Source organism: Vibrio sp. Vb339 (genome assembly GCF_902751245.1).
GTDB lineage: Bacteria > Pseudomonadota > Gammaproteobacteria > Enterobacterales > Vibrionaceae > Vibrio > Vibrio coralliirubri.
The window spans coordinates 1-26,860 of sequence record NZ_CADDIS010000003.1; the positions used below are offsets into that span (position 1 = coordinate 1).

27 protein-coding genes and 1 pseudogene are annotated in these 26,860 nt (G+C 44.0%); 19 read left to right on the forward strand and 9 right to left on the reverse strand.

The features are described 5' to 3' along the window. Together HRQ85_RS15950 and HRQ85_RS15955 are read left to right on the forward strand one after the other, a co-directional pair. On the forward strand, positions 1–289 hold a 289-nt coding region (locus HRQ85_RS15950; RefSeq protein WP_172380079.1), incomplete at its 5' end, for an integrase core domain-containing protein. Next, positions 286–2,226, forward strand: coding sequence for a hypothetical protein (locus HRQ85_RS15955; RefSeq protein WP_172380080.1), 1,941 nt, complete (start codon positions 286–288; stop codon positions 2,224–2,226). The genes HRQ85_RS15950 and HRQ85_RS15955, both read left to right, overlap by 4 nt. Before the next feature lie 435 nt (positions 2,227–2,661). Here the strand turns inward: HRQ85_RS15955 and HRQ85_RS15960 are convergent, their stop codons facing one another. Next, complete coding sequence (locus HRQ85_RS15960) at positions 2,662–3,000, reverse strand: hypothetical protein (protein ID WP_172380081.1); 339 nt, start codon at positions 2,998–3,000, stop codon at positions 2,662–2,664. Positions 3,001–3,236: 236 nt separating this feature from the next. Between HRQ85_RS15960 and HRQ85_RS15965 the strand changes: the two genes are divergently transcribed. The 5 genes from HRQ85_RS15965 (at position 3,237) to HRQ85_RS15985 (ending at position 6,445) form a co-directional block, all read left to right on the forward strand. Continuing rightward, entirely contained in the window at positions 3,237–4,070 is an 834-nt protein-coding gene (locus HRQ85_RS15965; protein ID WP_050646374.1) for an AraC family transcriptional regulator, read from the forward strand. 104 nt (positions 4,071–4,174) lie between these two features. Continuing rightward, positions 4,175–4,903: an AzlC family ABC transporter permease gene (locus HRQ85_RS15970; RefSeq protein WP_172380082.1), complete on the forward strand. Its 729-nt coding sequence runs from the start codon at positions 4,175–4,177 to the stop codon at positions 4,901–4,903. A 2-nt stretch (positions 4,904–4,905) separates the two neighbouring features. Beyond that, positions 4,906–5,235 carry an AzlD domain-containing protein gene (locus HRQ85_RS15975; protein ID WP_102434275.1) on the forward strand — a complete coding sequence of 110 codons (330 nt, stop codon included), beginning with the start codon at positions 4,906–4,908 and terminating at the stop codon, positions 5,233–5,235. Positions 5,236–5,284: 49 nt separating this feature from the next. Then, a complete protein-coding gene (locus HRQ85_RS15980; RefSeq protein ID WP_172380083.1) occupies positions 5,285–5,590 on the forward strand; it encodes an NIPSNAP family protein in 306 nt (101 codons plus the stop codon). Positions 5,591–5,671: 81 nt separating this feature from the next. Further along, positions 5,672–6,445, forward strand: coding sequence for a ribonuclease H family protein (locus tag HRQ85_RS15985; RefSeq protein WP_172380084.1), 774 nt, complete (start codon positions 5,672–5,674; stop codon positions 6,443–6,445). Between the two features lie 199 nt (positions 6,446–6,644). Here HRQ85_RS15985 and HRQ85_RS15990 read toward each other — a convergent pair whose 3' ends face one another. Continuing rightward, the gene (locus tag HRQ85_RS15990) at positions 6,645–7,793 is read right to left on the reverse strand and encodes a glycosyltransferase family 4 protein (RefSeq protein WP_172380085.1); all 1,149 of its coding nucleotides are present in this window, start codon (positions 7,791–7,793) and stop codon (positions 6,645–6,647) included. 316 nt (positions 7,794–8,109) lie between these two features. Here HRQ85_RS15990 and HRQ85_RS15995 point away from each other — a divergent pair, with 316 nt between their 5' ends. From HRQ85_RS15995 to HRQ85_RS16020, 6 genes and pseudogenes are all read left to right on the forward strand, one after another. Further along, a complete protein-coding gene (locus HRQ85_RS15995) occupies positions 8,110–9,036 on the forward strand; it encodes a glycosyltransferase family 2 protein (RefSeq protein ID WP_172380086.1) in 927 nt (308 codons plus the stop codon). Between the two features lie 16 nt (positions 9,037–9,052). Beyond that, a complete protein-coding gene (locus tag HRQ85_RS16000) occupies positions 9,053–10,489 on the forward strand; it encodes a lipopolysaccharide biosynthesis protein (RefSeq protein ID WP_172380087.1) in 1,437 nt (478 codons plus the stop codon). A gap of 112 nt (positions 10,490–10,601) precedes the next feature. After that, complete coding sequence (locus HRQ85_RS16005) at positions 10,602–10,955, forward strand: hypothetical protein (RefSeq protein WP_172380088.1); 354 nt, start codon at positions 10,602–10,604, stop codon at positions 10,953–10,955. A 108-nt stretch (positions 10,956–11,063) separates the two neighbouring features. Next, the gene (locus HRQ85_RS16010; protein ID WP_050634762.1) at positions 11,064–11,678 is read left to right on the forward strand and encodes a LysE family translocator; all 615 of its coding nucleotides are present in this window, start codon (positions 11,064–11,066) and stop codon (positions 11,676–11,678) included. A gap of 36 nt (positions 11,679–11,714) precedes the next feature. Beyond that, a pseudogene (locus HRQ85_RS16015) lies at positions 11,715–12,490 on the forward strand (phosphotransferase family protein). A 39-nt stretch (positions 12,491–12,529) separates the two neighbouring features. Next, a complete protein-coding gene (locus tag HRQ85_RS16020; RefSeq protein ID WP_172380089.1) occupies positions 12,530–12,964 on the forward strand; it encodes a GNAT family N-acetyltransferase in 435 nt (144 codons plus the stop codon). A gap of 42 nt (positions 12,965–13,006) precedes the next feature. Here the strand turns inward: HRQ85_RS16020 and HRQ85_RS16025 are convergent, their stop codons facing one another. The 4 genes from HRQ85_RS16025 to HRQ85_RS16040 form a co-directional block, all read right to left on the reverse strand. Continuing rightward, positions 13,007–13,474, reverse strand: coding sequence for a DUF3429 domain-containing protein (locus tag HRQ85_RS16025; RefSeq protein WP_172380090.1), 468 nt, complete (start codon positions 13,472–13,474; stop codon positions 13,007–13,009). Then, positions 13,471–14,016 (reverse strand): glutathione peroxidase, encoded by a 546-nt coding sequence (locus tag HRQ85_RS16030; RefSeq protein WP_065676479.1) that lies wholly within the window; start codon positions 14,014–14,016, stop codon positions 13,471–13,473. Before HRQ85_RS16030 ends, HRQ85_RS16025 begins: the two co-directional genes overlap by 4 nt. Before the next feature lie 104 nt (positions 14,017–14,120). Then, positions 14,121–15,440, reverse strand: coding sequence for an ABC1 kinase family protein (locus HRQ85_RS16035; protein WP_172380091.1), 1,320 nt, complete (start codon positions 15,438–15,440; stop codon positions 14,121–14,123). Between the two features lie 221 nt (positions 15,441–15,661). Then, positions 15,662–16,048, reverse strand: a complete 387-nt coding sequence (locus HRQ85_RS16040; RefSeq protein WP_172380092.1) for a thiol-disulfide oxidoreductase DCC family protein — start codon at positions 16,046–16,048, stop codon at positions 15,662–15,664. Positions 16,049–16,450: 402 nt separating this feature from the next. Here HRQ85_RS16040 and HRQ85_RS16045 point away from each other — a divergent pair, with 402 nt between their 5' ends. After that, positions 16,451–18,241 (forward strand): hypothetical protein, encoded by a 1,791-nt coding sequence (locus HRQ85_RS16045; protein ID WP_172380093.1) that lies wholly within the window; start codon positions 16,451–16,453, stop codon positions 18,239–18,241. Between the two features lie 150 nt (positions 18,242–18,391). Here the strand turns inward: HRQ85_RS16045 and HRQ85_RS16050 are convergent, their stop codons facing one another. Beyond that, complete coding sequence (locus HRQ85_RS16050) at positions 18,392–19,735, reverse strand: sigma-54 interaction domain-containing protein (RefSeq protein WP_172380094.1); 1,344 nt, start codon at positions 19,733–19,735, stop codon at positions 18,392–18,394. A 288-nt stretch (positions 19,736–20,023) separates the two neighbouring features. On the opposite strand from HRQ85_RS16050, the gene HRQ85_RS16055 reads away from it, so the two are divergent. From HRQ85_RS16055 to soxR, 5 genes are all read left to right on the forward strand, one after another. Then, on the forward strand, positions 20,024–20,581 hold the full coding sequence (locus HRQ85_RS16055; protein WP_050634842.1) for a DUF1439 domain-containing protein: 558 nt from the start codon (positions 20,024–20,026) through the stop codon (positions 20,579–20,581). Between the two features lie 226 nt (positions 20,582–20,807). Further along, positions 20,808–22,370 carry a glutamate synthase-related protein gene (locus HRQ85_RS16060; protein ID WP_172380095.1) on the forward strand — a complete coding sequence of 521 codons (1,563 nt, stop codon included), beginning with the start codon at positions 20,808–20,810 and terminating at the stop codon, positions 22,368–22,370. Between the two features lie 274 nt (positions 22,371–22,644). After that, entirely contained in the window at positions 22,645–23,436 is a 792-nt protein-coding gene (locus HRQ85_RS16065) for an arylamine N-acetyltransferase family protein (RefSeq protein WP_172380096.1), read from the forward strand. 19 nt (positions 23,437–23,455) lie between these two features. Further along, positions 23,456–23,977: an NADPH-dependent FMN reductase gene (locus HRQ85_RS16070; RefSeq protein ID WP_172380097.1), complete on the forward strand. Its 522-nt coding sequence runs from the start codon at positions 23,456–23,458 to the stop codon at positions 23,975–23,977. Positions 23,978–24,142: 165 nt separating this feature from the next. Beyond that, positions 24,143–24,583, forward strand: a complete 441-nt coding sequence (gene soxR, locus HRQ85_RS16075; protein ID WP_172380098.1) for a redox-sensitive transcriptional activator SoxR — start codon at positions 24,143–24,145, stop codon at positions 24,581–24,583. A 17-nt stretch (positions 24,584–24,600) separates the two neighbouring features. Here the strand turns inward: soxR and HRQ85_RS16080 are convergent, their stop codons facing one another. Together HRQ85_RS16080 and HRQ85_RS16085 are read right to left on the reverse strand one after the other, a co-directional pair. Beyond that, complete coding sequence (locus HRQ85_RS16080; protein WP_172380099.1) at positions 24,601–25,365, reverse strand: carbohydrate deacetylase; 765 nt, start codon at positions 25,363–25,365, stop codon at positions 24,601–24,603. 108 nt (positions 25,366–25,473) lie between these two features. After that, positions 25,474–26,802, reverse strand: a complete 1,329-nt coding sequence (locus HRQ85_RS16085) for a 6-phospho-beta-glucosidase (protein WP_172380100.1) — start codon at positions 26,800–26,802, stop codon at positions 25,474–25,476. Between the last annotated feature and the right edge of the window lie 58 nt (positions 26,803–26,860).

A 26,860-nucleotide genomic window follows, 5' to 3' on the forward strand; every position in this document is an offset into this window, starting at 1 on the left:
CCAATATAGCAGCCGCAACTATCGCCAAAGACTTTGGCGATATCGTATAACTCAAAGCATGAGCCGTCGTGGTAATTGTTGGGACAACGCTCCCATGGAGCGGCTATTTAGAAGCTTGAAAACCGAGTGGATACCAGCAACAGGTTACCTGACACAAGCTCAAGCTAAGAAAGACATCAGCCATTACCTGATGAGTTACTACAATCGGCAACGGCCTCATCAAACAAATGATGGGCTGTCGCCAGTGAATGCCGAAAATCGGCTTAAGTCAGTGTCCGGAATTTGTTGACCACTACAATAGATCTGACCGATGTAAAAAGTAGAGATGCGTTACTTGAAAGGGTTGAGCACGAAGTTGGCTTCCCACTACAGGTTTTTATTCAAAAACTTCCTAAACAAAGGCATATCGTATTTTTTGATGGTTTAGAAGGAGGTCCTAGTAAAACAGCGGAAACATCAACCTTCTTATCTGAGCTTGAAAACATAATTTCTATTCTGACGGACTTCAATGAGAGTTCTCGAATTATCGTTGGCAGTAGAAAGTCATTAAAAGGTAGTTTTACTCAATTAGAGCTTTCAAGGTTGGAATCTTTCGATTCAAAAGCATTTATTAAAAACCACAGTAGCCTCTCAGAGCCATTAGATAGTAATACTATTGATGCCATTATCGATATCTCTAAAGGCGTACCATCTACAATAGAAAGTTGCTTAAGGGCCTCTGAATTTTTTTCCTCTGAAGAACTCTATGAAGAGTACTTTATGCCTGAATCGTATAGTTACGATAGTAATGAGGAATTCCCTCAGGAAATTGTAAAACGAGTAGAGTTTTTAGAGTCTAGCCAAGAACAACTACTAAAAAGATCATACAATTTATTGGAAACCTTAGCGGTTTTAGAACATGGCGATACTTTTGCCAATTTGAGAAAGAGCAATTCAGACTTCTCATATAACAAGCAGCATCTTGAGGTACTTTTAGATTTAGAGCTTGTAGAAACAGAAAAAGTAACTCGAACGATGTTAGTCGAAAATCAGAATTCGGGTGAGATAAAGTTACTAAAATTACCAGCAGCGGTAAGGGGTTACGTATACAGCAAGTTAACACTAGGAACTGTCTATGAAATATCCCAAAATGTTTCAAAGGTACATTTAGGAACTGACTGGCGAAAAGGAAAAATTAACTTTTGTCGGTTGACTAAAGACCAGTTTGTAGAAAATGACAAAGTAATAGGTAGTACTCAAGCACTCTTGGTACAATTGTTGAAATGTGCTGTTGAATTGGATATCGGGCGAGATATTGATGCGTCTTTTAGAGCCTGCCGAGAGTTCGGTCGACAAGTATCAAATGCAGGAAAACACAAAGAGACTGTCTCTTTCTCTAAACAGGTTAAAGCGGTAGCAAAAGAATCTGATAAAATAAAGTCTTTAGCGTTTTTTGATCTACTTGAAGGCAGGTCCTCAAGAATGCTATCTAATCCATCCCAAGCTGAAATATTGTTAAAGAAATCCTTAGATGAAGGCAAGCACCTTACTAAAAAAGAAAAGGTTCGAGCATTAATAAATTTAATGCATCTATATGAGAAGAAAGACGATATAACTGAGACCATAAAATATGCTCAAAAGATCATAGATCTTGATGCGACTAATCCAGACGCAGCACTAACACTTGAGAGTCAAACCGAAAGCAGTGACATAAACAGGCTCAAGGAATTGGAGGCTAAGTTCCGAAACAAAAAACGTTATACTGCCGCCAACAATGCTGCAATAAAGCTTAGTGGCTTAGAAAATACGGAGCAAGCCAAGATACGTTGGTTAGATATAATTATCAGTTGCTCAGGAAATGACCAGTACAATAAAATCAGAGCCGTTACAAAAAAAGCGAACTTGTCGTCCAAGAGTGACAAATACAAACCGACTAATATCGAGTTGAATCTATTGCACTCGTGCTATCTGTTTAGTTTTTCTCAGGGGATGACGTCTATGTTTAACGACGCCCATAAGATTTTATGGAAGTACTATGTTGGCATCAAACATCATAATACGCTGTTTAATTTGTATCGACACAGCTCATTGTATTGGCGCATATACTCTGATATTGACAAAGAAAGGACCTATAGTGCGCTTGTTACGAAATTGATTAGTAAACTACTGCCAAGCTCGGTAGACCTGACCGTATATCAAAACGCATATGCAGTGCACAGAGCTAGCTTGCTTACAGAGCTAGAATAAAAATGATCCCAATCTAACCTTGTAGATAGACAAAGTACAAAACAGCCCTTCACGTCAATTGTCTTTACGTGGATAAATATATGACTAGATGAATAACTTAATGCGCTAACGCGGTTCTGTCCAGAGGCTTGCTGAGGGGGCATGAAACACGAAAATGTCCAAAAGTGTGTTACACACATGCTCACTATGCTTTCGGAGGGCTCATCAGGGTGTGGTAATTTTACAACGTTGGATTTGGGTTATTGTTAAAATTTGCAGACTTTTGATGCAATGTTATGTGAACTTATGTTGCAAATAGTATTTTAACTCATTGATAGTTTGTTCGCGTTATGAAGACTTACGTTGCAAGCATCACCTTAAAAAAGCCGCTCTTTATGAGCGGCTTTTTGCTATCTGCAGTTTGCCTTTTTCTTGTTCAAGAACGTTTCATCTTTCTCAATTCGCTGGCAACACCACTGCCGACGCTTCTTCCTCTGAATCTTCTTTGCCTTCTACTTGGTCAGTAACCCAATCAATTGTCTTTGTTAGATAAAGTTCGTTAGTTTCGGTGTCACACCAACTCTTGGATAATCCTCTTCGATTGAATTCACTGCCAATTGCTGCGAGTGTCTGGTTGCTTGAGCGCCCGTAATACAAGGTGTCGCACAGTTGCAGGTTCGACATCGATTGTGGGTATGTATTAACCGACGAGGAGTTCATGCTCAGTGCTTTTGATTGGTTATGAGTGCACCCTGTAAGGCTCAGGAAAAAGAAAAGGATTAGCGTATTTTTCATGGTGTATCAGGTCTATTGCCGATGATTTGAAGACAGTATTGGCGTGTATGATTAAATTATTGTCAATTTTTTGCCAACTAGTTATAGACCAAGACTTTCCTCCCAATTAGAGAGCGTTATTAAGCCAACGACAAAAACAGTATTAACAAACAAAAGCGCAATTTTGTACAAAAGCTGAAAGAGACTATAGAGTAGACTGATAAGTCGCTCGATAATCAACAGGCTTGGGAATTGTTATGGAGAACAAGAAACGCTCTAAAGAAAAGGCCGAATATAAGATAACCGAAGAGCTCGGCGGCCTTGAAATTCTTAATGCTGAATACGAAAAGCAGAACTTCTCGCGCCACAGCCACGAGGGCTACACGCTGGGAGTCATCGAGCAGGGCGCTCAGCGTTTCTATCGAACGGGCGGACATCATATTGCACCACAAAATGCGATTATTCTGGTCAATGCCGACGAAGTTCATAGCGGTCACTCCGCTACTGAAGGCGGTTGGGCGTATCGAGCCATGTATCCACTCCCTGAGCAACTTGCCAAGATCACTCAAGAGCTTAACCTACCCAATTACGGCGCGCCTTACTTCCCAAGAGCGGTTGTTGAAGATCCTGAACTCGCTAATCAATTGAGGCTGGTCTTCAACACGATTGATGAATCCGACAATCGCCTGTTAAGAGAGACCTTGATGTACGGGATGTTGGTTAAGCTGATTAGCCGACATGGAAAATCGCCGCTTAACCCTCAACTTGATGGGAAAACTCAGCGTCAGCTCGTTCTGGTTAAAGAGTTCTTAGATGATTTTCCACAAGCCGATGTTTCCCTAGACGAACTATCTAAGTTAGCGGCATTGAGCCCGTTTCACTTAGTGCGTTCTTTTCAAAAAGAGTTTGGTCTTCCGCCACATGCGTATCAAATCCAATCTAGGTTAAGGCTTTCGCGTAAGTTATTGAAACAAGGACATACTATTTCTGATACCGCGCAAGAGTGTGGCTTCCACGATCAAAGCCATTTTCATCGACACTTCAAAAAAGCCAATGGCTACACGCCGGGGCAATACATCAAAATGCTCTAAATCGGACGCATTAATTCGTTCGCGAAATCGAGCAAGTTTGTACAATCGAACCGACTCCACTCTTCTTACATTGAATAGCCAATGTGAAGAGAGAAAAGAATGATATGGATAGTGAAACAATGGATAGACGAACACAGTTATGGAAAGGCGTTTTAGCGGGAATGCCTTTGAGTATTGCGGTAATTCCTTGGGGAATTCTTGCGGGCTCATATGCGATAGATGCTGGATTGAATCAGCTTCAAGCGCAAGCGATGTCGGCTATTCTATTTGCTGGCTCAGCACAACTTGTCGCTGCGGGTATGTTTAAAGCGGGTATTGGTCTAGGCACCATGTTGTTGACTACCTTATTCATCACGTCTAGACACTTTCTGTATAGCGTATCGATGCGTGACAAAATCAGCCATCTTCCTGCGCGTTGGCGTCTATTACTTGGATTTTGGCTCACCGATGAGCTGTTCGCGATTTGTAGTGGGCAGTCTCAGCAAGAATTTAATCGCTGGTATGCTGCGGGTGTAGGCGGCGGTTTTTATCTCGTTTGGAATATTGCGAGCTTTGTTGGCATTGTCGCGGGAAGCCAAATTCCTTCGCTTAATGAAATTGGGCTCGATTTCGCGGTCGCAGCAACCTTTATCGCCTTGGTGTTCCCATTAATCCGAACTCTACCCGTCGTGGTGTGTGTGGTGGTTTCATTGGTCACTTCGGTTGCCATGTCGGTTAACAATATTGAGGGCGGGCTAATGATTGCAGCGATCGCCGGTATGTTAGCGGGCTTTTTCAGCGAGTCGTTCCAAGACCGAAACAACGGTAACAAGACAATTGTGGAGGGGAAATAGAGATGATTTGGTTAACGATATTACTCATGACTGCGATTGTTTTCTTTAGTCGGTATTTGTTTCTTGAGCCTGCAATCCCGCTTCGACTCAATCAAACCGCAAGGCGCCTATTGCGCTATTCAAGCCCAGCGGTGCTGACTGCTATTTGGGGGCCGATTGTATTTGCTCCTGAACAAACATTTTGGCCAAGCCTTGAAAACCCATACTTGATAGGCGCGGTGGTCACAGGTCTGTTGATTTGGAAAACAGGCAATGTGCTGCTAACGATCGGCGTCAGCATGGCGGTGTTTTTGTTCTATAACCTTGTCGCGGTTGATTTCCTTTTCTCGTGAGCTTCAACTTCACTTTATGTTTCTCCCATGATTTAAGGGCTGTATAAATATGATTACTTGTTATGTTCGATATGTGATTGATCCTAAGAAGGTAAATGAGTTTGAGGCATACGCCAAAATGTGGATTCCTCTGGTCGCTAAATTCGGAGGTCAACACAATGGTTATTTCTTACCGTCGGAAGGGGCGAACAATATTGCCTTGGCGCTGTTTACCTTTGAAAGTCTGGCTGCCTATGAAGAATATCGGATTAAATCGCTGAGCGATGCCGAGTGTATTGAAGCGTTTGAATTTGCAGACGAAGTTGATTGCATCGTGAGTTATGAACGCAGTTTTTTTAGACCTGTTTTAGAGTGATAGACCTTGCAACGTATAGCTTGGTGGCATCTAATGTACTGATTCGCTGTTTGTGTGTTTAGGTTCTGGTAAGGAGTTAGTTTGGCTAAGAAATATTATGTGGTTTGGAAAGGTCGTACACCGGGTATTTTTACCACTTGGAATGAGTGTAAATCCCAAGTTGATGGCTTCGCTGGTGCGAGATATAAATCATTCCCAACACTAGGCGAGGCTGAGTCTGCTTTCGGTGGTAAAACGTCGTCTGCGTCAGGTTCTACAGCGACAAAGCCAAACTCTGCGGGTAAGGCGACGAAAGCAAAGGTTCCGCCTCTTTCGGAGCAGCAAATCACAGATATGCCTTTTGATATCAAGATCTTTACCGATGGTGCTTGTGAGCCAAATCCTGGTGAAGCGGGGACGGGTTTAGCGGTATACCAAAACAACCAATTAACAGAATTGTGGTATGGCTTGTATCAGCCTGTTGGTACCAACAATACCGCCGAGTTACATGGGCTTAAGCAAGCGTTTATTCTCGCGAAAGAGAAGTTAAACGCAGGCCTCTCTGTAGCGATCTATTGTGATTCTAAGTACTCAATTGATTGTATTACTAAGTGGGCAACGGGTTGGGAGAAAAAGGGCTGGACCAAGTCTGGCGGCGAGATCAAAAACCTTGATATTATTAAGCCGGCGTATGCGCTCTACCAAGAGCTAGCTTCAAAAATTACCATCGACCATGTGAACGGTCACGTTGGTATTGAAGGTAACGAATTGGCCGATAGAATGTCGATTGTGGCGATTTCATCGAAAGAGCAACAACTCGCTCAATATCGTGACATCGAAGATATTGAGTCTATTTTGGCACTGCGAGCAGGTTAGCTAGGCTTCTTAATAAAAAGCTAATGAAAGTTACTGAAAGCATAAGTCGCCATCATTGGGCGGTGCTAAGTTGAGCGTTACATTTCAAATTGATGTAGCGCTCTTTTGTTTTGTGGTGCTCCGTTTTTTATGGAGCTTAGTCGTTCTTGTGAGGCGTAGCAGTCCTTGCGATGCTTACTGCCTCTGCCTGAGTTAATCCTTATTGAGCTGGGTTCTCTATCCAACGAGATAATTGCTGAGCTTGTTTGATCGAGTTAAAACTGTCTTTCACTCTCTCACGCGCCTTTAAACCCATCGATGCTTTATCGTTGCTGCTTAGCTGCGCGAAACGCTCAATCGCTACTCTTAATTCTTCCACGTTTTTTTCGCTAACCACAAAACCTGTCTCTGGTGAGACGATCTCTTTGCATCCCATGATGTTGGTGGTAATGACGGGTGTTCCCACGGCCATCGCTTCTTTTAAAACCAGTGGTCCTGTATCCACACATCCGGTTTCGGAAAAACAGAAGGGCGCGATTAGGCTGTCATAGTTCGATAGTTTTTCTTTTACCCATTCGTGAGGTTTCGCGCCAAGAAAGGTCACGTTTCGAGCAAGTCCTTTTTCTTTGACCTGCAATTTTAACTGTTGCTCTAAATCGCCAGTACCGATGATATCGAGATGAATGTCGAGAGGTTCGGCAATCGGCGCCAATGCATCAATAAGATGGTGGATGCCTTTTTGCTCTACTAATCGGCCAAGGAAAACAAAGCGAAGTTGCTTCGTTTCGGTTTTTGGGTTGAGTTGGAATTGTTTGGTATTAACTCCGCAGTGAAGGAGCTTAATGTTTCCTTTCGCCATGGTATTGAAGTCAGCAAGCATGTCTTTACACACTGCAACCACAAAATCACTCGATGAGATTTTATGTTCAATGTCATAAGCGAACTCGTAAACATCATGACCGTGAGCAACGAACGAACAGGTGATATTCAGCAGCTTTGCCGCGACGATGGCGTGAGCTGTGGTGTGCTGACAGAAATGCGCATGAACGTGTTCGACGTCGTTTTCCGCGAGTTGCAGCGCTAATTTAAACCCATAAGCGAACAGTGACTTTTTGGGCATGCTGGTTTGCTTAGAAATAAATGAGACAGCCTTGATGAACCCTATCCAGCTAATGCTAGCGACTTTACCTTTCCGAACATTTTTACCTATTTCGACAATGTCGTAGTCGAACTGTTTTTCACTGTTTTCAATTTTGAACGTCATTACACAAACATCGTGCCCACACGCTTTCACAGAGTCGACTTCTGTTTGAATGAAGGTCTCACTGAGTACTGGGTAGGTTGGCGCCACAAATGCTACTTTCTTCATTCCTTACTCCTCAAATCCATATCACTAAAGCTATCAAGCCAAGGTAATAACCAATAAAGCAAGATACGAACCAAGATCGAATCGTAGCTTTAGAGGGCTTTTCGATTGCTTTCCGAAGGTTACCCCTTAAGAGGTGGCTCGTTTTCTCAAATTGATAATCAAATTGGAGTTGCAGTTTTTTTGAACATCTGTGTTTGGTCGTCATTTTGAGAATGGACGCGTAGGTGGCTGATCTAGATGTGATTTCATAGCAAGACACTCTCGGCATAGAACATGCAACGTCAGCCATATAACGTATAAAACTGAGGGCGTCATTATGGCTAAAGTAAGTGTTGTTATTCCTACCTACAATTGTTTGGATTACCTGCCGAAAGCGATTGGCAGTGCACTAAAGCAGACTCATCAAGATGTTGAACTCATTGTCATTGACGATAACAGCAACGATGGAACGTCGACGTATCTTGCTTCTATAGACGATGAACGCATTATTACGTTGTCCACATTGGGTGTTGGTGCGCCTCAAGCGAGAAACCTAGGGATTGAAAAGGCGACCGGTGAATACATCGCTTTTTTAGACGCGGACGACTTCTGGTTTCCAGAAAAAATTGAGCGTCAACTCGAATTTCATCAACGATACCCAGAACTTGCGATGAGCTTTACTAACTACGAACACCTGACTGAAGATTACCAAGTGATAGTCGACTGCTTTAGTTACTGGTCGCAGTTTCAAGACCAAGACGAGCTGTTCATCAATATCGAAAACCCGTTGGAATTCATCATTGAAAACAATGTGATTGGAACATCGACGGTCATGGTAAAAGCGGATGTGTTTTCTCAAACAGACAATTTCAATGCTGACATCAAGTATGGGGAAGATTGGGAACTGTGGCTTCGAATGAGTGAAAACCATCAGATCGGTGTGTTGAACTCAGTGCAGGTTGGCTACTTGATGAGAGCGAGCTCCGTTACCCAAACTGAAAATCTTAAATTGAGAAATTTGCAGTCTATAGAGACTATTCTTCAACATTATCAAAATGACAGTCAACGATGGAATCTACCCACTTCCAGCTTCAAAATCGCAAAGGCGAGAATACTGGAAGGCTACGCTGACTATTATCGAGGATTGCATCAGAACCGACGGGCCATCTCTTTTAGCATCCGCTCGTTAGTTTTGGCTCCGCAAAAAAGAACCTTACGACATCTTCTTGGAGACTGTAAGAGTTTCCTAATGCCTGCATTGTAAGGAATAGGTGTCTGCTATGGGGTCACTAAAACAGTCTGCCTATTACGCCATTGGCATTGTGATGATGAAAGGGATATCGCTCGTGATGATCCCCTATATCACCCATAAGATGACGTTGGTTGAATATGGTTCTTTAGAAGCTATTGTCTTGTTGGCTGACATCGGGACGATCTTATTTAGTTTTGGCATTGTTGAGGCCATGTATCGGTATGTGGGCGTCGCTGAGGGCGAAGAAAAGAGAAAGCTTGTCTCGAACTGTTTCACGTTGAGTGTCTTGGTCTGTGTGCTAGGAGGGAGCTTAATTGCTTTGAGCATGCCGCTGTTGTTACTGATGCTTCCCGTCGAGTTCCAACCTTATCAAATCCTACTTTTGCTAATACCGACCATGTTAGATGGTGCGATTTCTATCCCGCTAACATTGATGCGAATGAATGCGATGGCTAAGCGCTTTTGCATGCTCAATGTAATGAGGGCGAGTGTGCAAGCTACTATGACGTTTGTACTGCTTGAAGCGGGTTATGGCATCGATGGTGTTCTAATATCTTCCGCTGTTTCGAGTGTGTTGTTGATGCTGTGTTTACTGCGTTACCAATGGCAGGAGATGGGCTCATTTGGCAGCCTCAAATACTCCGCTAAGATCCTGAAATTTGGATTGCCCACGTTAGTTGGTGGCGCTTCAATATATATGATTACAGGGCTAGACCGCTGGGTGATGGCAAGCTTTGTTGGTGTTGAAGAACTTGCGATTTATGCGGTCAGTGGCAAGTTTGCGTTGCTTCTTGGTTTGCTACTGCAGCCTTATGCTCTGTGGTGGTTTCCAAATCGAGTGGCCATGTTACAACAACCTGATGGTAAGAAAGAGTGTGCGGACAGAGCGCTGGTCGGCGTTAATCTGGCCATTGTATTGGGTTGTTTGATGACCCTCACTGTACCTGGTTTTATTACTTTGATTCTGCCAAGCAGTTATCAATATGCAGGTACGATTGTCGTAGCACTCTTGGCGATTAGTGTGATTAAAAACGCTGGGGATTATCTCAACCTTGGTTGTTTCAGCGGTCACTCAAGCCAATCGCAAATGTGGATACAAGGCGGGTGTGCGATTCTAGCTGCGATTGGTTATTTTGTTGTGACACCTTTCTATGGAGTGTGGGGCGTGGTGGTGGTGCTTTGTGGTACTTATGCCGTGAGACTGTCACTGCTCTATATCGTGAGCCAAAAAATGGAGTACTTGCCTTATGATCACCGAAAATGGGTGGCTGCGCTGAGTATCTCCATACTTGCCATTATTTGCGACCGAGTTCTTGGCTTGGCGCTGGTTGATGTTCATGATTTTGTTTTAGGCTGTTTTGTGGCGATAGTGACGTTAGTGACCTTCATTCGATACTCTGTTATTCCAGTTCCACAGGCGCTGCTCGATAAATTGATGTTAGGCAAGCATTCACATGTGAGTTGAATTAGTGCCATCCAAAGTACAGGGGGTAATTGGCACTTAGAGATATAATTATCCGTGAAATAAAACACTGTTCACAATGGTTTGAATTAGATAGTATTTATAAATTCAGCGAATGCTAACGATGGAAATATATATGAATAAGTGGATGCTGCTCCTTTCTCTGTTTTCAGCGGCCTCATACAGCGCCTCTGATTTTTCAAGCAAGGGTATTACTGTTCCCGACTTCAATTCACCGGATTTCAAGCCGCCTGAAATTTCTCAACAGGAACAACACAACATCGTTTGTGAAAGTATAGTCTGCAATTCAACATCTGCACGTCAGCCCGTTCCTGTTGTTGGTGAAGTGCCCGATAGAGAGCCTAATCAAACCATCGAAACCCTTGCGAGTGCCATTTACATAGTGGGTGAAATGGGGATTGCAGAAAACTTAGCGACACCAGAGTACGAGAAATTTTTTGAGAATTAGTTGAAAGGATACGGTAGTAGGATTGGTACTGGTTTTAATAGCTGCTATAAAGGTCATATTTCATTCAATGATACGACAACCTTGGCATATTGAGACTAGGAAATACCAATGGAAATATGGAAGTTGCTGCTGTTTATCCCTGCTTGTTTTGCGCTCAACATGACTCCGGGCCCAAACAATTTGTTATCAATGAACAACGCCCGTTGTTACGGATTTCAGGCCGCCTTTGTCGCTGGCCTAGGCAGAATCCTCGCTTTTTCTGGCATGATTGCTTTGGCTGCATCTGGCTTAGCGGTTGTGCTTTACACCTCTGAAACGTTGTTTTTCCTTATCAAGCTATTTGGCGCGATGTACCTGTTATGGATCGCGTTCAACCTATGGCGCTCACAAGCTAGTCCGGTCGCGGATATCGAGCGAAATAAGAACTGGTTTGGTCTGTTTAAACAAGAATTTGCACTCGCTGCTGGCAATCCAAAAGCGATACTCATTTTCACTGCATTCCTTCCTCAATTTGTCGATGTTTCAGCGAACGTAAATACTCAATTCTTTGTTTTAGGAAGCACATTCTTAGTATTAGAAATGCTTGCGATTTCTATCTATGCGACATTTGGTTTATATCTACGAAATTGGTTTTCAAAACCTCAGATGGCCAAGCGCTTCAATAAAGCATGTTCTGTATTTCTTGCCTTATCTGGTGCGAATTTGTTGGTAAGCCGTCAGTAGTTCTTATTTTGCTTTTTACATGGATAGAAGGATGCGATGAGTAATCAAGACCTTTCACAAATGGGCGCTGCGCAGGTTTCTTTAATTGAGCGTAATGGAATTCCTTGTATACATAAACAAGGGGCTGGCGAGGTTGAAGTCGCTTTTTACCAACACGCAGCGCAGCATCTTGATGGAGTGAATATGCCTCGGCTTCTTGCGGCCGATGGTTGTGAGCTTTATCTCGAATACATACCTAATTCGGTTTGTCTTACTGAGCTACAAACGACAAGTGACGTATTTCAGCAGCTTGCGAGTATTCACTGTTCTCAATATCGACCAACGTTCGAAGTTAAGCGCCATCAATGGAGTTTAGATGACACCACATCGGCTTTATCTTCCCTGCAGTTGCCTCAAGTTACGCAAGACAGTTTTAAGTACATTCAATCGCAGAGTGATGCTCTTTTTGATCATGACTCGTTAATTTCGGGTGACTCCAATGAAGGAAATTGGGGAAGAAGAGATAACGGACAGTTGGTGCTGTTTGATTGGGAAAGGTTTGGCTTTGGTAGCCCCGTGATAGACTTGGCGCACTCGTTTCTCAAATGGGTACTCTGAAAGATTATGAGCTTATTGTTGATCAGTACCTCTGCCATAACACCTTGATTCCACGTGAAGAATTAATAAAGCAATTGATCATCGCTAAAAGCTGGATCGTAATAGAAGTCACGAATATATTAGTCGGTCGTAACAACCCACAAGCTTCCAAGTACATCAATTGGTTTAGAGAGCAATTGCCAACTTGGCTGGCTTCAGTTGAAAGTCAGTTGTAGCTGAATCGAGGTTGTAGGTATTTTATTTAAGGTCGATGTATGAATGTTGTTTGTGCGGAAAAACAAGAGCTCGCTAATATTTACCAATTGGAACAGGCTTTATTTGGCGATCACGCCTATCCGCTGTTTTTCTTTCGTCAGGCATTTGATTGCTGGGGGAAGGGCTTGTTGGTGGCGAAACAGGATTCTCAGGTTGCGGGCTACGTGTTAATGACGCCAACCGGCAAAAAACAAGAGTATTGGGTTTTGTCTCTGGCTGTTGATACTGCTTACCGAGGCATGGGGATTGGCCGTTCATTGATGCAACAGGCGATAGAAACATTGCCACAAGATTCCAAGTTGTTGCTTACTGTTGATCCAAACAATAACTCTGCTTGTGAGCTGTACTTGTCGATGGGTTTCGTGACCATCAAGGAAGAGAACAATTATTTCGGTGACGATGAGCCTCGTTTGGTCATGCAGCTCATCGTCTAGTTCCCGTTTCATTGTGTCTATTTAGATGCAGGCATCACGCGCTTAGGTCAGCATCACGACACCGTGCATCAACACCACGCTCGAGGTTAATCGGGTTCGCATATCAAAATAGCCTTCAGGGCCTTCACTTTGGTTATCTTCTCTCATTGATCTCTCCGCTCGCCAAACAGCAATGTAGCCAATGATAAGAATGAGAGTGGTGAGAAACTCTTGCTGCTCACCGAGTAGCACCGCTAACCACGCTGCCAACACAATACCATTGCTTAGAATCAGAGCTTTGTTGCTGGATTGGCTTTCGAAGTTCTCTATCCCATTGCCCCACAAGATGCCCGACAAAAAGCTCAAGATAACCACGCTGTAGGTGATGAAGAGTGTTTCGCCGCTCAAGCTAAAGAATTTGCTGTCGGTGAGTGATAACAGTAGCCCGAATAAAAAGGGGATTAAACCCATATAACCAAGCTTGGCCATGGTGTTGCGTGTTTGAGTTGTCTCCAAGTAATCTGACCTCATAACTGCTGCTCTATTGCATTTTTGAGGGTACTACTGGTTGGCGATGTAGAACTCGGGAAGGTTGCTATCACTTTGCCTTCTTTGCTGACCAAGAACTTGTAGAAATTCCATTTTGGTTTGATACCGGCTTGTTGTTGGATTTCGGCAAAGACTGGGTTTGCGTTTGGCCCTGAGAGTGAAGCGCGCGCCATCATCGGAAAAGTCACACCATAATCTAGGTAGCAGATTTTAGCGGATTGCTCCTCGCTTCCTCTGTCTTGGCGAAAATCATTACTTGGGAAACCAACAACCGTGAACCCTTCATCTTTATACGTTTGGTGAAGCTGCTCAAGTTGTTCGAACTGAGGCGTGAAACCGCATTGGCTTGCCGTATTCACGATTAATAAAGTCTTGCCTTGAAACTCTTCACACAGCTCAATTTCTTCGTTTGAATTTAACAGCCTTTGTTTGCCGTTAAGTATCTCAGGGCAGCTCGCTGAAAAAGCGAATGAACTTGTTAGGCTCGTGATTAGGGCGGTGGAGCACAGCAGTGAATGTTTCATAAGTCTGACTCATTTTAGTTGGCGTAACTGTTATTACTGTTCAGCGACTTGAAATGATCACTTTATAGACCGGAATCGCTTAAGTTTCAGCTGTCGCTTGAGTGTCAATTGTCGCTTAGCAAATAGGGCTCCACCAAGCGTCTGATGTTTACCTTGGCTCCAAGACGAGATGCCAGCAGGTACATGCCTCCGATCTTTCGGTGCAGGAACAGCGCATCGGCTGGTGGTGTGTGCCAATACTCTTGTTCCATGCTCAGTATGGTGCCTGCTTCACGAAGCCTTTGTGCTAAACCACTGGCTTTGAAGTCGTAATCTTCATAGACAAGCATGGGTTCACACGCCATAGTAACTAAGTTAAGAATGGCTTGGCGCTGGTCTGGGAGGATGGTCTCGCTAAAAAATCCAATTTGCTCTAGGGCTTTGTTTAACCCTTGCTCATCATGATTGACTACAGATGTGAAAGCCATGCGATAACCATCACTGAAGCGGTCGCTGTATTCACGGGTGGCACCGAAATCCAATAAGCCAATCTGTCGTGTTTGTTCCACATACAAGTAATTGGCGAAGTTGGGATCGGTCTGCACCATCTTGAAATCGAACAATTCCCTGAACATGAGTTCGAGCAAGCTGTGCATCACAAAATCTCGAGTGCTTTGATCATAACCTTCAATTTGCTCTATCGAGATGCCCTCAATGAAGTCCATGGCGAGCACCGATTCTGATGAGATTTGCGTATGAATCTTAGGCACGACGAAGTGAGAGTGCTCTTTTAATGCATTGTGATAACGAGTCGCATAGTCAGCCTCGCGAGCATAGTCGGCTTCATCATGTAGTTGTTTTTTTGCCTCTTCTAATAAGCCTTTGTAATCGACAGACTTGGGTATCAAACCAACGATGTTCAGCAATGTGCCTACGTTATCTACATCACTGTCGATGCTTTTTCGAATTCCAGGGTATTGGACTTTGACGGCGAGTTTGTCTCCCGCATCGCTATAGGCTTGGTGAACCTGGCCTATAGATGCGCTGGCAATCGGTTTAAAGTTGAAGGAAAGGAATTCGGCTTTCCAATGGCTCCCGAGCGAACTTTCTAACACTTGGTTGAGCTGCTTTGTTGGCAGAGGATCTGCGTCTGAGCGCAGGCGAGAAAGAATGTCGGCTAATTCAGGTTCTAAGACATCGCCAGCATCCATTGATAGCATCTGCCCAAGTTTCATTGCTGCACCGCGCAGGTGGGCCAGTTGGTCGGTGAGTCGAGCAATGTTTTGTGGCGTTAGCAGTAAGTCTTTTGCTTTAGGCCTGTTGCCTTGTGCTATTTGCTTGGTGCCTTCCGTTAGCACATTACCCGCGACCCTTGTTGCTAGCGAGGCAAACTTACTGAATCTAGAAATTCGATGAGTGGGAAGGTTTCTCTCTTTTGCCGACATAAAGGTTCTCTCTGGGAATCAAGGTTCACTACAAAGTTCTATAAATCATTACCCAACCGAATGTTTTGTTGTGGTAACTTGTCTCGCGAAACAGTAAACAGAATTTAAAGGAAAAAACATGAAGTTTATTTGGTTAAAAGTCGCGGTTACCGTTTTAGTTTTTGCTGCGCTGTTTGGTGTGGTGTATTACAAAGTCGCGAGTGGTATGTCTTAACCAAGCGCTATTTTGTGCAGCTGTTACCATCGCAGCGAGACTTTCCGGTTAACCAGAACGAGACTTTATATCGGTTCTTGGCAAATCGTAAATAACACCAATCTGCCACTGGCTTGAATATCGCCCAACGTAAAGGGGCGTAAAGCCAACCTTTTCCTAATAAGCGCCATGCTTGGTAGGTCACGTCTAAACCTAGCAGCAGTTTTCCATTCTCATCCAGTGCATGCAAAATGGTGTTGGCTGCGTCCGCATCAATCTGAGGGTAGTCTGAAAAGGCTTTGCTGTAGATATCGATGGTTTGAATCTTATTCTCGACATCATGCTTGGCAAGTGCCGCCATCTCTTTTGCGCACAATGGACACGTCCCATCGTAAAATATCGTAAGTTGTGTCATCGTCTGTTCGCCTATCATTTCACGACCTTAACCTTCAGTTACCCGTTAAGTCGGCCCCCGTCAATTCAATCGCTTGTTATTCAATAATCTAGCAATGTCTACGTGATTGCACCTTTTAAAGATCACTTACCTTGTATCCAAAGCTCTAAAGATGTCCGACTTAGACACTTTGTTCATCCTTTCAAGTCCTTGATTGTTTGGTCAAATCTCTGGTTTATGGACAAATGATGACAAAGCGTCCATTAAAGGTGTGCCTTAAATATATAAAAATCAATAAATTCAGCAAGTTGAAATTGGCTTGGAATATGCTCTATCGAACCTACGAATTGCTAAAGGATTTTCTCTAATTTGGGCATGGCAGAAAACCCTAAAAGCATAAGTATGGATAAATGGAGAGAGAACATGAAGGTTATAAATTATTTACTTAGTGTGCTTTTGTTGTTTAGTAGCCCTCAGTTGGCGTGGGCTACTGTTGATGTGATGGAACTTGATGGTAATGCGATCAGTGATAATAGTGCTATCGATTGGGACGACGTAAATGATCCCAACAGCACGGTTGGGATTGCGGAATTTTTCCAAAAAGACCGTAACGGTATCGATCAAATCTTTTGGAAGGGTGGATCAAAAGATGATTCCGATATTACAGATTGGGCGTTTCGTACGGCGTCACCACAACCAAAAGATGACTTTACCAATGCGTATGCCGCTGCCTTTGAAAGCGAAGGTGACTTGCTGATTTACTTTGGTGCAGACCGATATGCGAACAATGGTGATATGTACATTGGCTTCTGGTTCTTACAAGACCAAATAGGATTGCCGGATGGGAAAACTAAGGGTGACTTTGTTGGACAGCATATCAATGGAGACATCCTTGTGCTGATTTCATTCCCACAAGCAAGTGGCGGTAATCCGTATATAGAAGTGTTGCAGTGGGATTTAAATAATGGTGATGTCACCGACAACATGACGAGAATTTTCCAAACGGACGGTGACCCTAAATCGAATGACTTCGTTGGTGCAAGATGTGGCAGTGGTGCTGTCGGTGTCGAGAAGATCTGTGCGATTTCAAATGATGATTCTATCGGGGCAATTGCTCTACCCAATGTACAAGGTTGGGACTATCTCGCGAAAACGGGTGAAACAACGTCTATTCCGACAGAAAGCTTTGTGGAAGGTCGATTAAACTTGTCAGCTCTGTTGAATGATGAGTTTGGTATTGAGGATATTCCTTGTTTCAGTAGCTTCTTAGTGGAGTCACGAGCTTCTCGTTCGATTGATGCATCTTTGGCTGACTTCGTTGTCGGTTCATTCAGTTTATGTAGCATCAATATAGCGGCGACTTGTAACACAACCAGCTTTACGGTTGATGGTATGTTCAACATAGATTACACCGTGACGGTCACCAACACTGGCCCTGGTTCGTTAGGCACCAATGGTGACTACGAAGTGGCCTTTTTATCTGAGTCACCAATCTTAGGTGCGCTTCCAGTGGTTGGTAACGGCGATGAAGTGTGGAGTGTCGGTGAGTCATTCGCAATCATGGGGAATTATCTGTCTGTAAATAACGGTGCCGTCGGCGTGATAGATGGTGCGGTGGATCTTGATGGGCTTATCGTGAATGCTCAAGCGCCAGTGGCCTACAATTGTCCACCAATAGACTTGAGTCCAATGGTTGAGATTTCTAAGGTGTGTAATAGCTTCTTAGAGGTTGATGGCGGTCAAGTTGTGCTTAAGAAAACCTATGATGTTGAAATATGTAATACCGGTGATATCCCATTGGCCATTGAATCGCTGGTGGATTCTAAGGATGACTCTCTGAGCCGTTCTGATTTACCTACTGAAGTAGTCAACAGCAGTTATTACCTCGACTTTGCTTTACCTTGTGATGATCTTGAGGATGTGACCACATGTGGTGCTGGTAATATGTGTAGTGCATTAAGTGCCGACCCTGAGCTGTTTGCTTGTAAAACGGGTGAAGGAGAGTGGATACCGAACTTTGGTGATGCGATTGGCCAAGTGTGTACACAAGTAAGTAAAACTTATGCGCCAAATGTGTTACCAACCGGAACTGCAGGAATGCTATCTAATCAAGTGACAGCTACGTTTGACTCGCTGTTCTTGCAACAAGCATTTATGGAAACATCGAACATTGCAACCTGTGATGTTTGTCCATTTACTGTTCCTGAGCCATAAGTACTTTCATTAATTGAGTACAACTAAACTCCAAAGCAGCCTAGTTCGTTAGGCTGCTTTATTAGTTATTTAGTTATTTAGTTATTTAGTTATTTAGTTATTTAGTTATTTAGTTATTTAGTTATTTAGTTAGCTAGCTAGTTAGGCGACTTAAATTGCTATCTGATGTTTTTTGATCAGCTTGTACAAGGTTGTCCGAGAAATAGACAACGCTTTAGCAGATTGGGAAATATTGTAGTGGTGTTGCTGAATCACTCGATGAACATTTTTTGAAGAAAGTCGAGTGTCACTCTCAGTATCGGGCGAAGCGTCTTTTAATTGAATTCCCATATGACGAGTAGAGAGGGCGCTTGAGTTAGAAAGAACAATCGATCTTTTTATGCAGTTGAATAATTCTCTGACATTGCCCGGCCAATGGTACTGTTTCATTTGCTCAAGGGTGTCACTAGGCAGTTTGGTTTTGGATGCGTAATTGTGCTTCAGTTCAAATCGAACCAAATCTTCAATGTCTTCTTTGTGATCATTGAGTGGTACTAGGTCTAATGGAAGTACATTGATGCGATGAAAGAGATCCTTTCGAAATTTACCCGCAGCAACGGCTTGTTCGATATTGACGTTGGTGGCGAAAATCACACGGCAATCTACGGGCAATTGGTTGTTACTGCCGAGTCGCTCTATCAAGTTATTTTCTAGAAAGTGGAGCAGGTAAGTTTGCAGCGACAGTTCAAGGTCGCCGATCTCATCCAAAAATAGCGTGCCACCATTCGCTCTTTCTACATGTCCGACGTAGCGCTTGTTTGCTCCCGTGAACGAGCCCTTTTCAAAGCCAAACAACTCGGAGTGAACCAGTGACTGTGGTATTGCGCCACAATTTACAGCGATAAACGGTTTCTGACTGCGGGCTGAAGCCTCATGTATTAAACGTGCACAGAGGCTTTTTCCTGTACCTGTTTCCCCTTGAATCAGCACTGGAAAATCGTTGTTAGCGATCTTGGCTATCTTCTTTTTAAGTTGCTGGATGGTTCTGGATTGCCCCACCAATTGACATTCATGGCACGAGACAGGCTTAGGTTTAGTTTGCTTGATGTCGACCATGCCATACGCATGCCCTAAATTTCGACAAAGCCATTCTGTATCAATAGGGAGGTGGTAATAATCCCAAAAGGTTTGCTTAATGAGCGATAAGTTGCGGCTTGGTGGTTTGTTGCAGATAGCGATTGCTTTTAAATTTGGAGAGTGAACCTTCAACGCTGATATTTGCTCACATTGTTTGTCGATTGAGGATGATGTTAGACAAGAAACCACAATTGGTGCGTAGTTTTCGCTGCGTGTATCGAGTAAGTGAATGGCCTGTTCGGTTGTTTCTGCAACTTGAGCTTCCCAGTTATGGAGACGCAGTTCCCCAACCCACTGACTATGGTGCAGGCATGCGGTGTTGCATAACAAAATCACAGAACGAGTTATTGGCTCAGGTGATACTCTTTTTGATGGCATTGTGCTCACTCTTCATGTTTCGATATCCATGATGAAACCTTCAGTAAGCCCCCTAAATATCCCATAAGCTTAGAAGCAAAATTCAATTAATTCGAGCACACAAATCTGATGGCGTTTGGCTGACAAGTGTCATTATCTCAAGCGGGAAAGCCAATCTGGTGCTTCACTTACTGATATTTATGCTTATTAATTAAAGGTATTCACGAATATCGTGTTTTTACTGTTTTGTTTATTGATGATCACACAGTAAACTCCGCGCTAATCACTAACGATAAAGAGCTGATATTGATGATAATTAACGTAGCAAAAAAGTTCATTTTGGCAGCGTCTGCACTGATGCTAGGCGGTTGTGTGAGCTACAGCGTGACCGAGCAAGAAATGACGAACTACCTGCAAGATTCGGTGATGTTAGAACAAGAAGTCGGTGTGCAAAACGTTATGTATGCGCAAGTGGCGGTTGATGACTTAGCGGTGCAAATTGGTCGAGCTGATGCCGAGCGAGTGTCTGTTCTGGCGAATACCAATGCAAAGGTTCAAGTGTTTAACTTGCCAAACATGGGGCTAGACCTGGATATTGAATTCAGCGCGATTCCCGAATACGACAAAGAGAGTGGTGAGGTCTACTTAAAGTCTTTGCGTCTTGAACGATTTGAGGAAAAGGGAAAGCAGCTTTCTCCTGAGATAGAGAAGTTACTTAAGCCTGCCGTTTCTATGATTGGTTTTGCTTTGTCCCAGTCACCGGTTTACAAATTGGACAGCAATAAGGTTCAAGAGTCATTGATCAAGTCATCGGAACCTAATCTAGTGATTAAAGACAACAAGTTGGTCATCGAGTTATTCGATTAACCCTTCCCATTTAGCTGACACTCAGATTTAAAACACAATGGCTGCCGATTTGGTGGCCATTTTTGTTTGTGTTGAATCAGCAAGATTTCTGTTTTGAGGCTGTCTATTAAGCTTGTTTTCACTGGCTCATTTATTGAATTCGCTGCGTATCTCACCTTTACTTTACTCTTGTGAGCAAGTCATCGCTTCAGTCATCAAATCATAAGAAAGAAAAGGTGAGCGAACTATGAAGAATCCAGTAATAGCGGATAACAAATCCGTTAAGGTCGAGCTAACCGAAGGCGAGGAGTATTATTTCTGTACCTGTGGTAAATCGAAAAACCAACCGTTTTGTGACGGGTCTCATGCAGGAACGGGCTTCAAACCAAAGAGTTTCGTGGCCGAGGAAAGCGGCGACGCTTATCTGTGCTGCTGTAAGTATTCGAACAACCTCCCTTTTTGCGATGGCACCCATAAACAGTTTACGGCTGAGCAAGTGGGTCAAGAAGGCCCTGATGTTCATATCCAAGCGGCAACGCCCGATCTCTCACCAGCGGCTTCTGCAACCAGAGAAGAGCCCACGGTCGAATTCATTCATCAATTAGCACGAGATGGCTTATCCAAAGTAGGTCACCATGGGCCAATGACTTCAATGGGTGTCCCAAGATATCTATTACCTCACTGGGATGATATTCAAGTGATGGTTGCACAAATGGCGACTAAACCGCTATTGGAAAATGTGCCCGTCGGTACTGAGCTTATTATTGGGCCAAAAGCGAAAAAGCCGCTTAAATTGAACATCTCTTTATTTGTGTCTGATATGAGTTTTGGGTCGTTATCTGAAGAAGCGAAAATCTCTTTAGCGACAGGCGCGGAGCTTGCGGGAACAGGAATTTGCTCGGGTGAGGGCGGAATGTTACCCGAAGAGCAAGCTGCGAACTCACGTTACTTTTACGAACTAGCCAGTGCACAATTTGGTTACGATGAATCTAAGCTCAAAAATGTCCAAGCCTTCCATTTTAAAGGTGGGCAGGGGGCTAAAACCGGAACAGGCGGTCACCTACCGGGTGCGAAGAACATTGGCAAGATAGCAGAGGTGCGTGGCATTGAAGCGGGTACTGCCGCGATTTCCCCACCCACCTTTGTTGATCTAAAAACCGTCGAGGATTTCAAAAATTTTGCCGACCGAGTTCGAGAGGTGACTGGCGGGATCCCAATTGGCTTTAAGTTGAGTGCCAATCATATTGAAGAGGATATTCAGTTTGCGCTTGATGCCAGTGCCGATTACATCATTTTGGATGGTCGAGGCGGTGGTACTGGGGCGGCGCCAGAAATGTTCCGAGACCATATTAGTGTACCGACCATTCCAGCGCTTGCTCGTGCCAAAGCCTATCTAGACAAGCAAGGCGTAAGTGACAGAGTCACCTTAATCATTACTGGTGGGCTTCGTGTTCCAATGGACTTCGTAAAAGCGATGGCGCTTGGTGCAGATGGAGTCGCTATCTCAAACAGTGCCATGCAATCTATTGGGTGTGTTGCTGCCCGAATGTGTAACACCAATAATTGCCCGGCGGGTATCGCGACTCAAAAAGCCGATTTACGCCAACGGTTAAATGTCGAGAAGGCATCGAATCAATTGAAGAACTTCTTCGAAGCTTCGACTGAATTGATGCAAGTGATGGCGAGAGCGTGTGGTCATGACCATTTGAATCAGTTTAACCCTCACGATTTGGCAACATGGAATCGCGAAATGGCCGAACTATCCGGAGTCGCTTACTCCGGTGTCAGTCCACTAAACCAACTTAAGTAAATAGTATTTCGATAAAGCACACTCACTGTATTTTGGGTGTGCTTATTTTTGCCTGTGCAATGCCAATCTATGTTTAACCTTTCGTAATTAACTGCTTTATAGGTATTTTTAAATTATTTCCTATTTTTTGAAAATATCGCTTTACCTCAAGTTAACTTGAGGTTTTATCATCATCCCCAATCTAAAAACATAAACAATCACCTTGTCATTTTTGAGCATTGTCAGCTTGGAAGACGTCAGTCATTAGGTGATGAAAACAAATCAGGGGTTAGGTATGGAACAGCGTCAAATCACCGAATATTTTTCAAGAATTGGTTTATCCCAACCAAGCGATACCACAATCGAAAACCTAACAGCGATCCATAGGCATCAACACCGAACGATCCCGTTCGAGAATTTTGATGTGGTTCAGGGGCTGCCTATTCAACTGTCTCAAGAGGTATTGCATGAAAAGCTGGTGGTTAATCAGCGAGGTGGTTATTGCCATGAACTTAATGGGTTGTTGTTGAATGTGTTAACTCATATGGGCTTTGAAGCGAGAGCCTTACTGGGTCGAGTACACCTAGCGGGAGAGCCTACAGGGCGTAGCCATCGAGTGACGTTGGTGACGATTGAAGGCAAACAATGGTTAGTGGATGCGGGCTTTGGCACCTTTACCCCTCGTGCTCCATTGCTGATTGAAACCAATCTAGAGCAATCTAATGATTTACAAACCTTCCGCTTTATCGAAGATGAACGATATGGCTTCTTACTGCAGATAAAGCAGGGTGACGAGTGGATGAACGTCTACAGCCTAGACATGACGTATGTGGGTGCCAACGACCTAGAGTCGAGCAACTTCTTCACTTCAAACAGTCCGAAATCCATTTTTACATCAAACTGTATTGCGGCACTGCCGATTGAGGGTGGGATTGTCACGCTGCTTAACCAGAAAATTAAAATTAGCAAAAATGGCTCAACAGAAGAGTGGTTACTTGAAGACGAGCCAGCGTACCTTGCTGCATTACAAACGTACTTTGGTTTAGCGCCAAATGTGCCTTTTCAAACTTTAGAGAAATGTTTCTAACCAAATTCGAGGATCAACAATGAAAGTATTAGCAATTGGCGCGACCAACAGTAAAGCATCGATTAACCAACAATTGGCAGCGTACACCGCAAGCTTAGTTGAGGGCGCGCAAGTAGAGGTGCTCGATCTTAATGATTTCGAGATGCCTATTTACAGTGAAGACAGAGAAAAAGAGTCTGGCGTTCATCAACACGCGCAGCGCTTTTTTAGCAAGATTGGCGAAGCAGATGTTGTTGTCATCTCTTTTGCTGAGTATAACGGCTCATATACCGCAGCCTTTAAGAATGTGTTTGATTGGACATCACGAATCGACATGAAAGTGTATCAAGGTAAACCTGTGGTTATGCTCTCCACATCACCAGGCCCAGGTGGCGCAAGCTCTGTGTTGTCGTCTGCGGTAAATTCGGCACCTTACTTTGATGCTGATGTGAAGGGGTCGATGTCGGTGCCAAGTTTCTACGACAACTTTAATGTAGAAACGGGTGAGATCATCAATGCCGAAATGGCCGAGAGCCTGAAATCGATCATGAGTCAGATTTAGAGAGCGAGAACACCACAATAAAACAAAGCAGCCATGTTCACGATTGCTTTTCATTGCGCCCGTTGTCAAAGTTTAAGGACATTAACTGGTTAAGGTAACAATAGGTCGCTATTCTAAAGTTAAAGTAAGCTTTAAATATTTTATGATCTCAAGGATAGCGTAACAATGAGAAACATCGTATACCTCAGCATTGGTCAGCTGTCAGAGCGTAGTGGCGTGGCTCCTTCGGCCTTACGTTTTTACGAAACCAAGGGGTTGATTGCTTCGATTCGTACTAACGGAAATCAGCGCCGTTATCAGTCGGCGATGTTGAGACGAATTGCGTTGATCCAAGTCGCGCAGTCGATAGGCTTCACGCTAGAAGAGATCACCGAGGAATTATCGACACTGCCGATGAACCATACCGCGACTAAGCGAGATTGGGAGCGCGTTGCTAAGAAGTGGCAGGGTCAACTCGATAGCAAAATGGCGCAGATTAAATCGCTACAAGAAAACTTAACAGGCTGTATCGGTTGCGGGTGTTTGAGTATGCAGAAATGCCACTTGTTGAACCCTGAAGATATTCTGCATGACCAAGGGCAGGGCGCACAACGGATCATTGAGTAGCCCTGAATTAAGGATTCCTATCTGAGATCGTCGAATCCAATGCACTCAATCTGATGGTCAGCCAACCACTGTTTTAGCTCTGGGCTAGTGAGAAGCTGATGCTCTTCGACGCGTTTATCACTGTAGCTTGATAGGGACTTAAGCTGTTCACTTGCCACTGATGAAGGGTGGCACATTAACTCAAGCACACCGTCAGGCATCATAGCTTGGTAGCTCAGTAATAAATCTTGCAGGCCATTCAGTGATACGCCTTCGTCAAAGAAACGCATGTCGAAAGCATCTGGCGTCGGCACTTGCAGTTCATCTTGGCCACTTAGGATGTTATCGATTCGTCTAACTGGCAGAGCAATGCGATTCACTGTGCGGGTAAACGCAGCTTTTAGAGGTTTAAATACACCACCAAAGTGATGGCTGTCGATATGGTTAATCTTTAAGCTTGCATCGAGGGCGGCTTGATATTGCGCGTTGAGTTCGAGCATCACCTCATCTTCATTCACATCTGATTTATCGAACAGAGTGATGTTGCTAAAGAAGTGACCATGTTCGTCCACTAAGCTCGGCACTAACTCTGGTGACGTCAGTGGTTTGCCTGCGGTGACTGTAAAGTGCAAGCCAACTTCAGAGACTAAACCTTGATGATAGAGCTCAATCGCGTGCTGTGTACCCGGTTGATTCATCATGATGGTGGTCGACTTAACCAAACCCGCCTTGAAGCATTCAACGATGCCGTGGTTCACGCTTTCAGTGAGGCCGAAATCATCGGCGTTGAGTATCAATTTCATCATGACCTCTTATTAAAAGATTTGGATTCAATATCTTGAATGAACTCTGCTGTGACTGAGCTCATTTGCTGTTACCACTGAGCTTATTAGCTGCTAACAAAGGCTACATTAAGCGAGTCGATGAGCAAACGCGGGCATGAAGTCTAAGTTCTCGCGAATGGTTTCTTGCAAAGCCTCGTCGATGTGCGAACCACTATCGACGATAGGGTTTAAGATCAGAGCACGTTTTGCTGTTGCGATGTCACCCGTCATCGCCGCTTTAACGGTCAGAGTTTCAAACTCTTTCATCTGCTGAATCAAGCGCAGCGTGTCACTATCAAAAGGTTCAACGTTCAGTGGCAGGATCGCACTGCTGGTGATCACCGAACTCACTTCTACCGCGCAGTCATCGGGTAATCCTTGAATCGCACCATTATTGCGAGTGTTGACGTGCATGATAGAACGTTTGTTGTTGTGAATACTGCTCATCAGCTCACAGGCCGCTTCAGAGTAGTAAGCACCGCCTCGTTCTTCTAACAATGTAGGTTTGGTATCGAGCATGGGATCTTTGTAGATCTCCAATAACTGTTGTTCAACCTTGGCAACTAAATCTGCGCGATTGGTGTTGTTTTCAGACGCAGCAAACTCTTTGTCTAAGATGTCTCTGGATTGGTAGTAGTAACGTAGGTAGGCACAAGGAACGATGTTCAGAGAACGAATCAATTCAGCGTCCCATTCAAAGGGAGGGATGTTCTTTGGCATCATTTGATCATTACCACCGAGGAGTTGCTCGATGAGTTCTCCCAATTTATCTTCACCTTTGTGAAGCACCTTACGAGCCCACACTAGGTGGTTTAATCCGGCGATTTGCATCGTGATATCTTTACGTTCTGCGCCGAGCATTTTCGCCGCGCCTAGCTCCATGTTGACGGGAACGTTACATAGGCCAACGGTTTTAATGGTTGAGTGCTTAATCAGTGCTTCCGTTACCATGCCTGATGGGTTGGTGAAGTTGAGTAACCACGCATTCGGACACAGTTCTTCCATCTCTTTCGCTATCTCGAGCGCAATCGGAATGGTTCGGCACGCATTAGAGAAGCCACCCAAGCCGTTGGTCTCTTGGCCGATCATGCGATATTTCAGAGCAATCCTCTCGTCACGTAATCTTGCTTCCATTCTTCCGGCGCGAAATTGAGAGCAGACAAAATCCGCGTCTTTTAGGGCTGACTTTCGATTCGTGGTGAGGTGAACATTAATCTCACAGCCTGCTTTGTTTATCATTCGCTTGGTGAGCGCCGCGATTATCTCTGCTTTTTCCATGCCTTCTTCGATATCGACTAACCACAGATCAGAGATAGGTAATTCGTGATGGCGCTTGAGCAGTCCTTCAACGAGCTCTGGGGTGTAACTTGAGCCACCACCAATCACGGTTACTTTGAGTTTTTGATTCTGTTGCATGCTGTTCACCATTTAATATTGTAGATTACTTGGTTTAATTTATATGATGGTTACATAC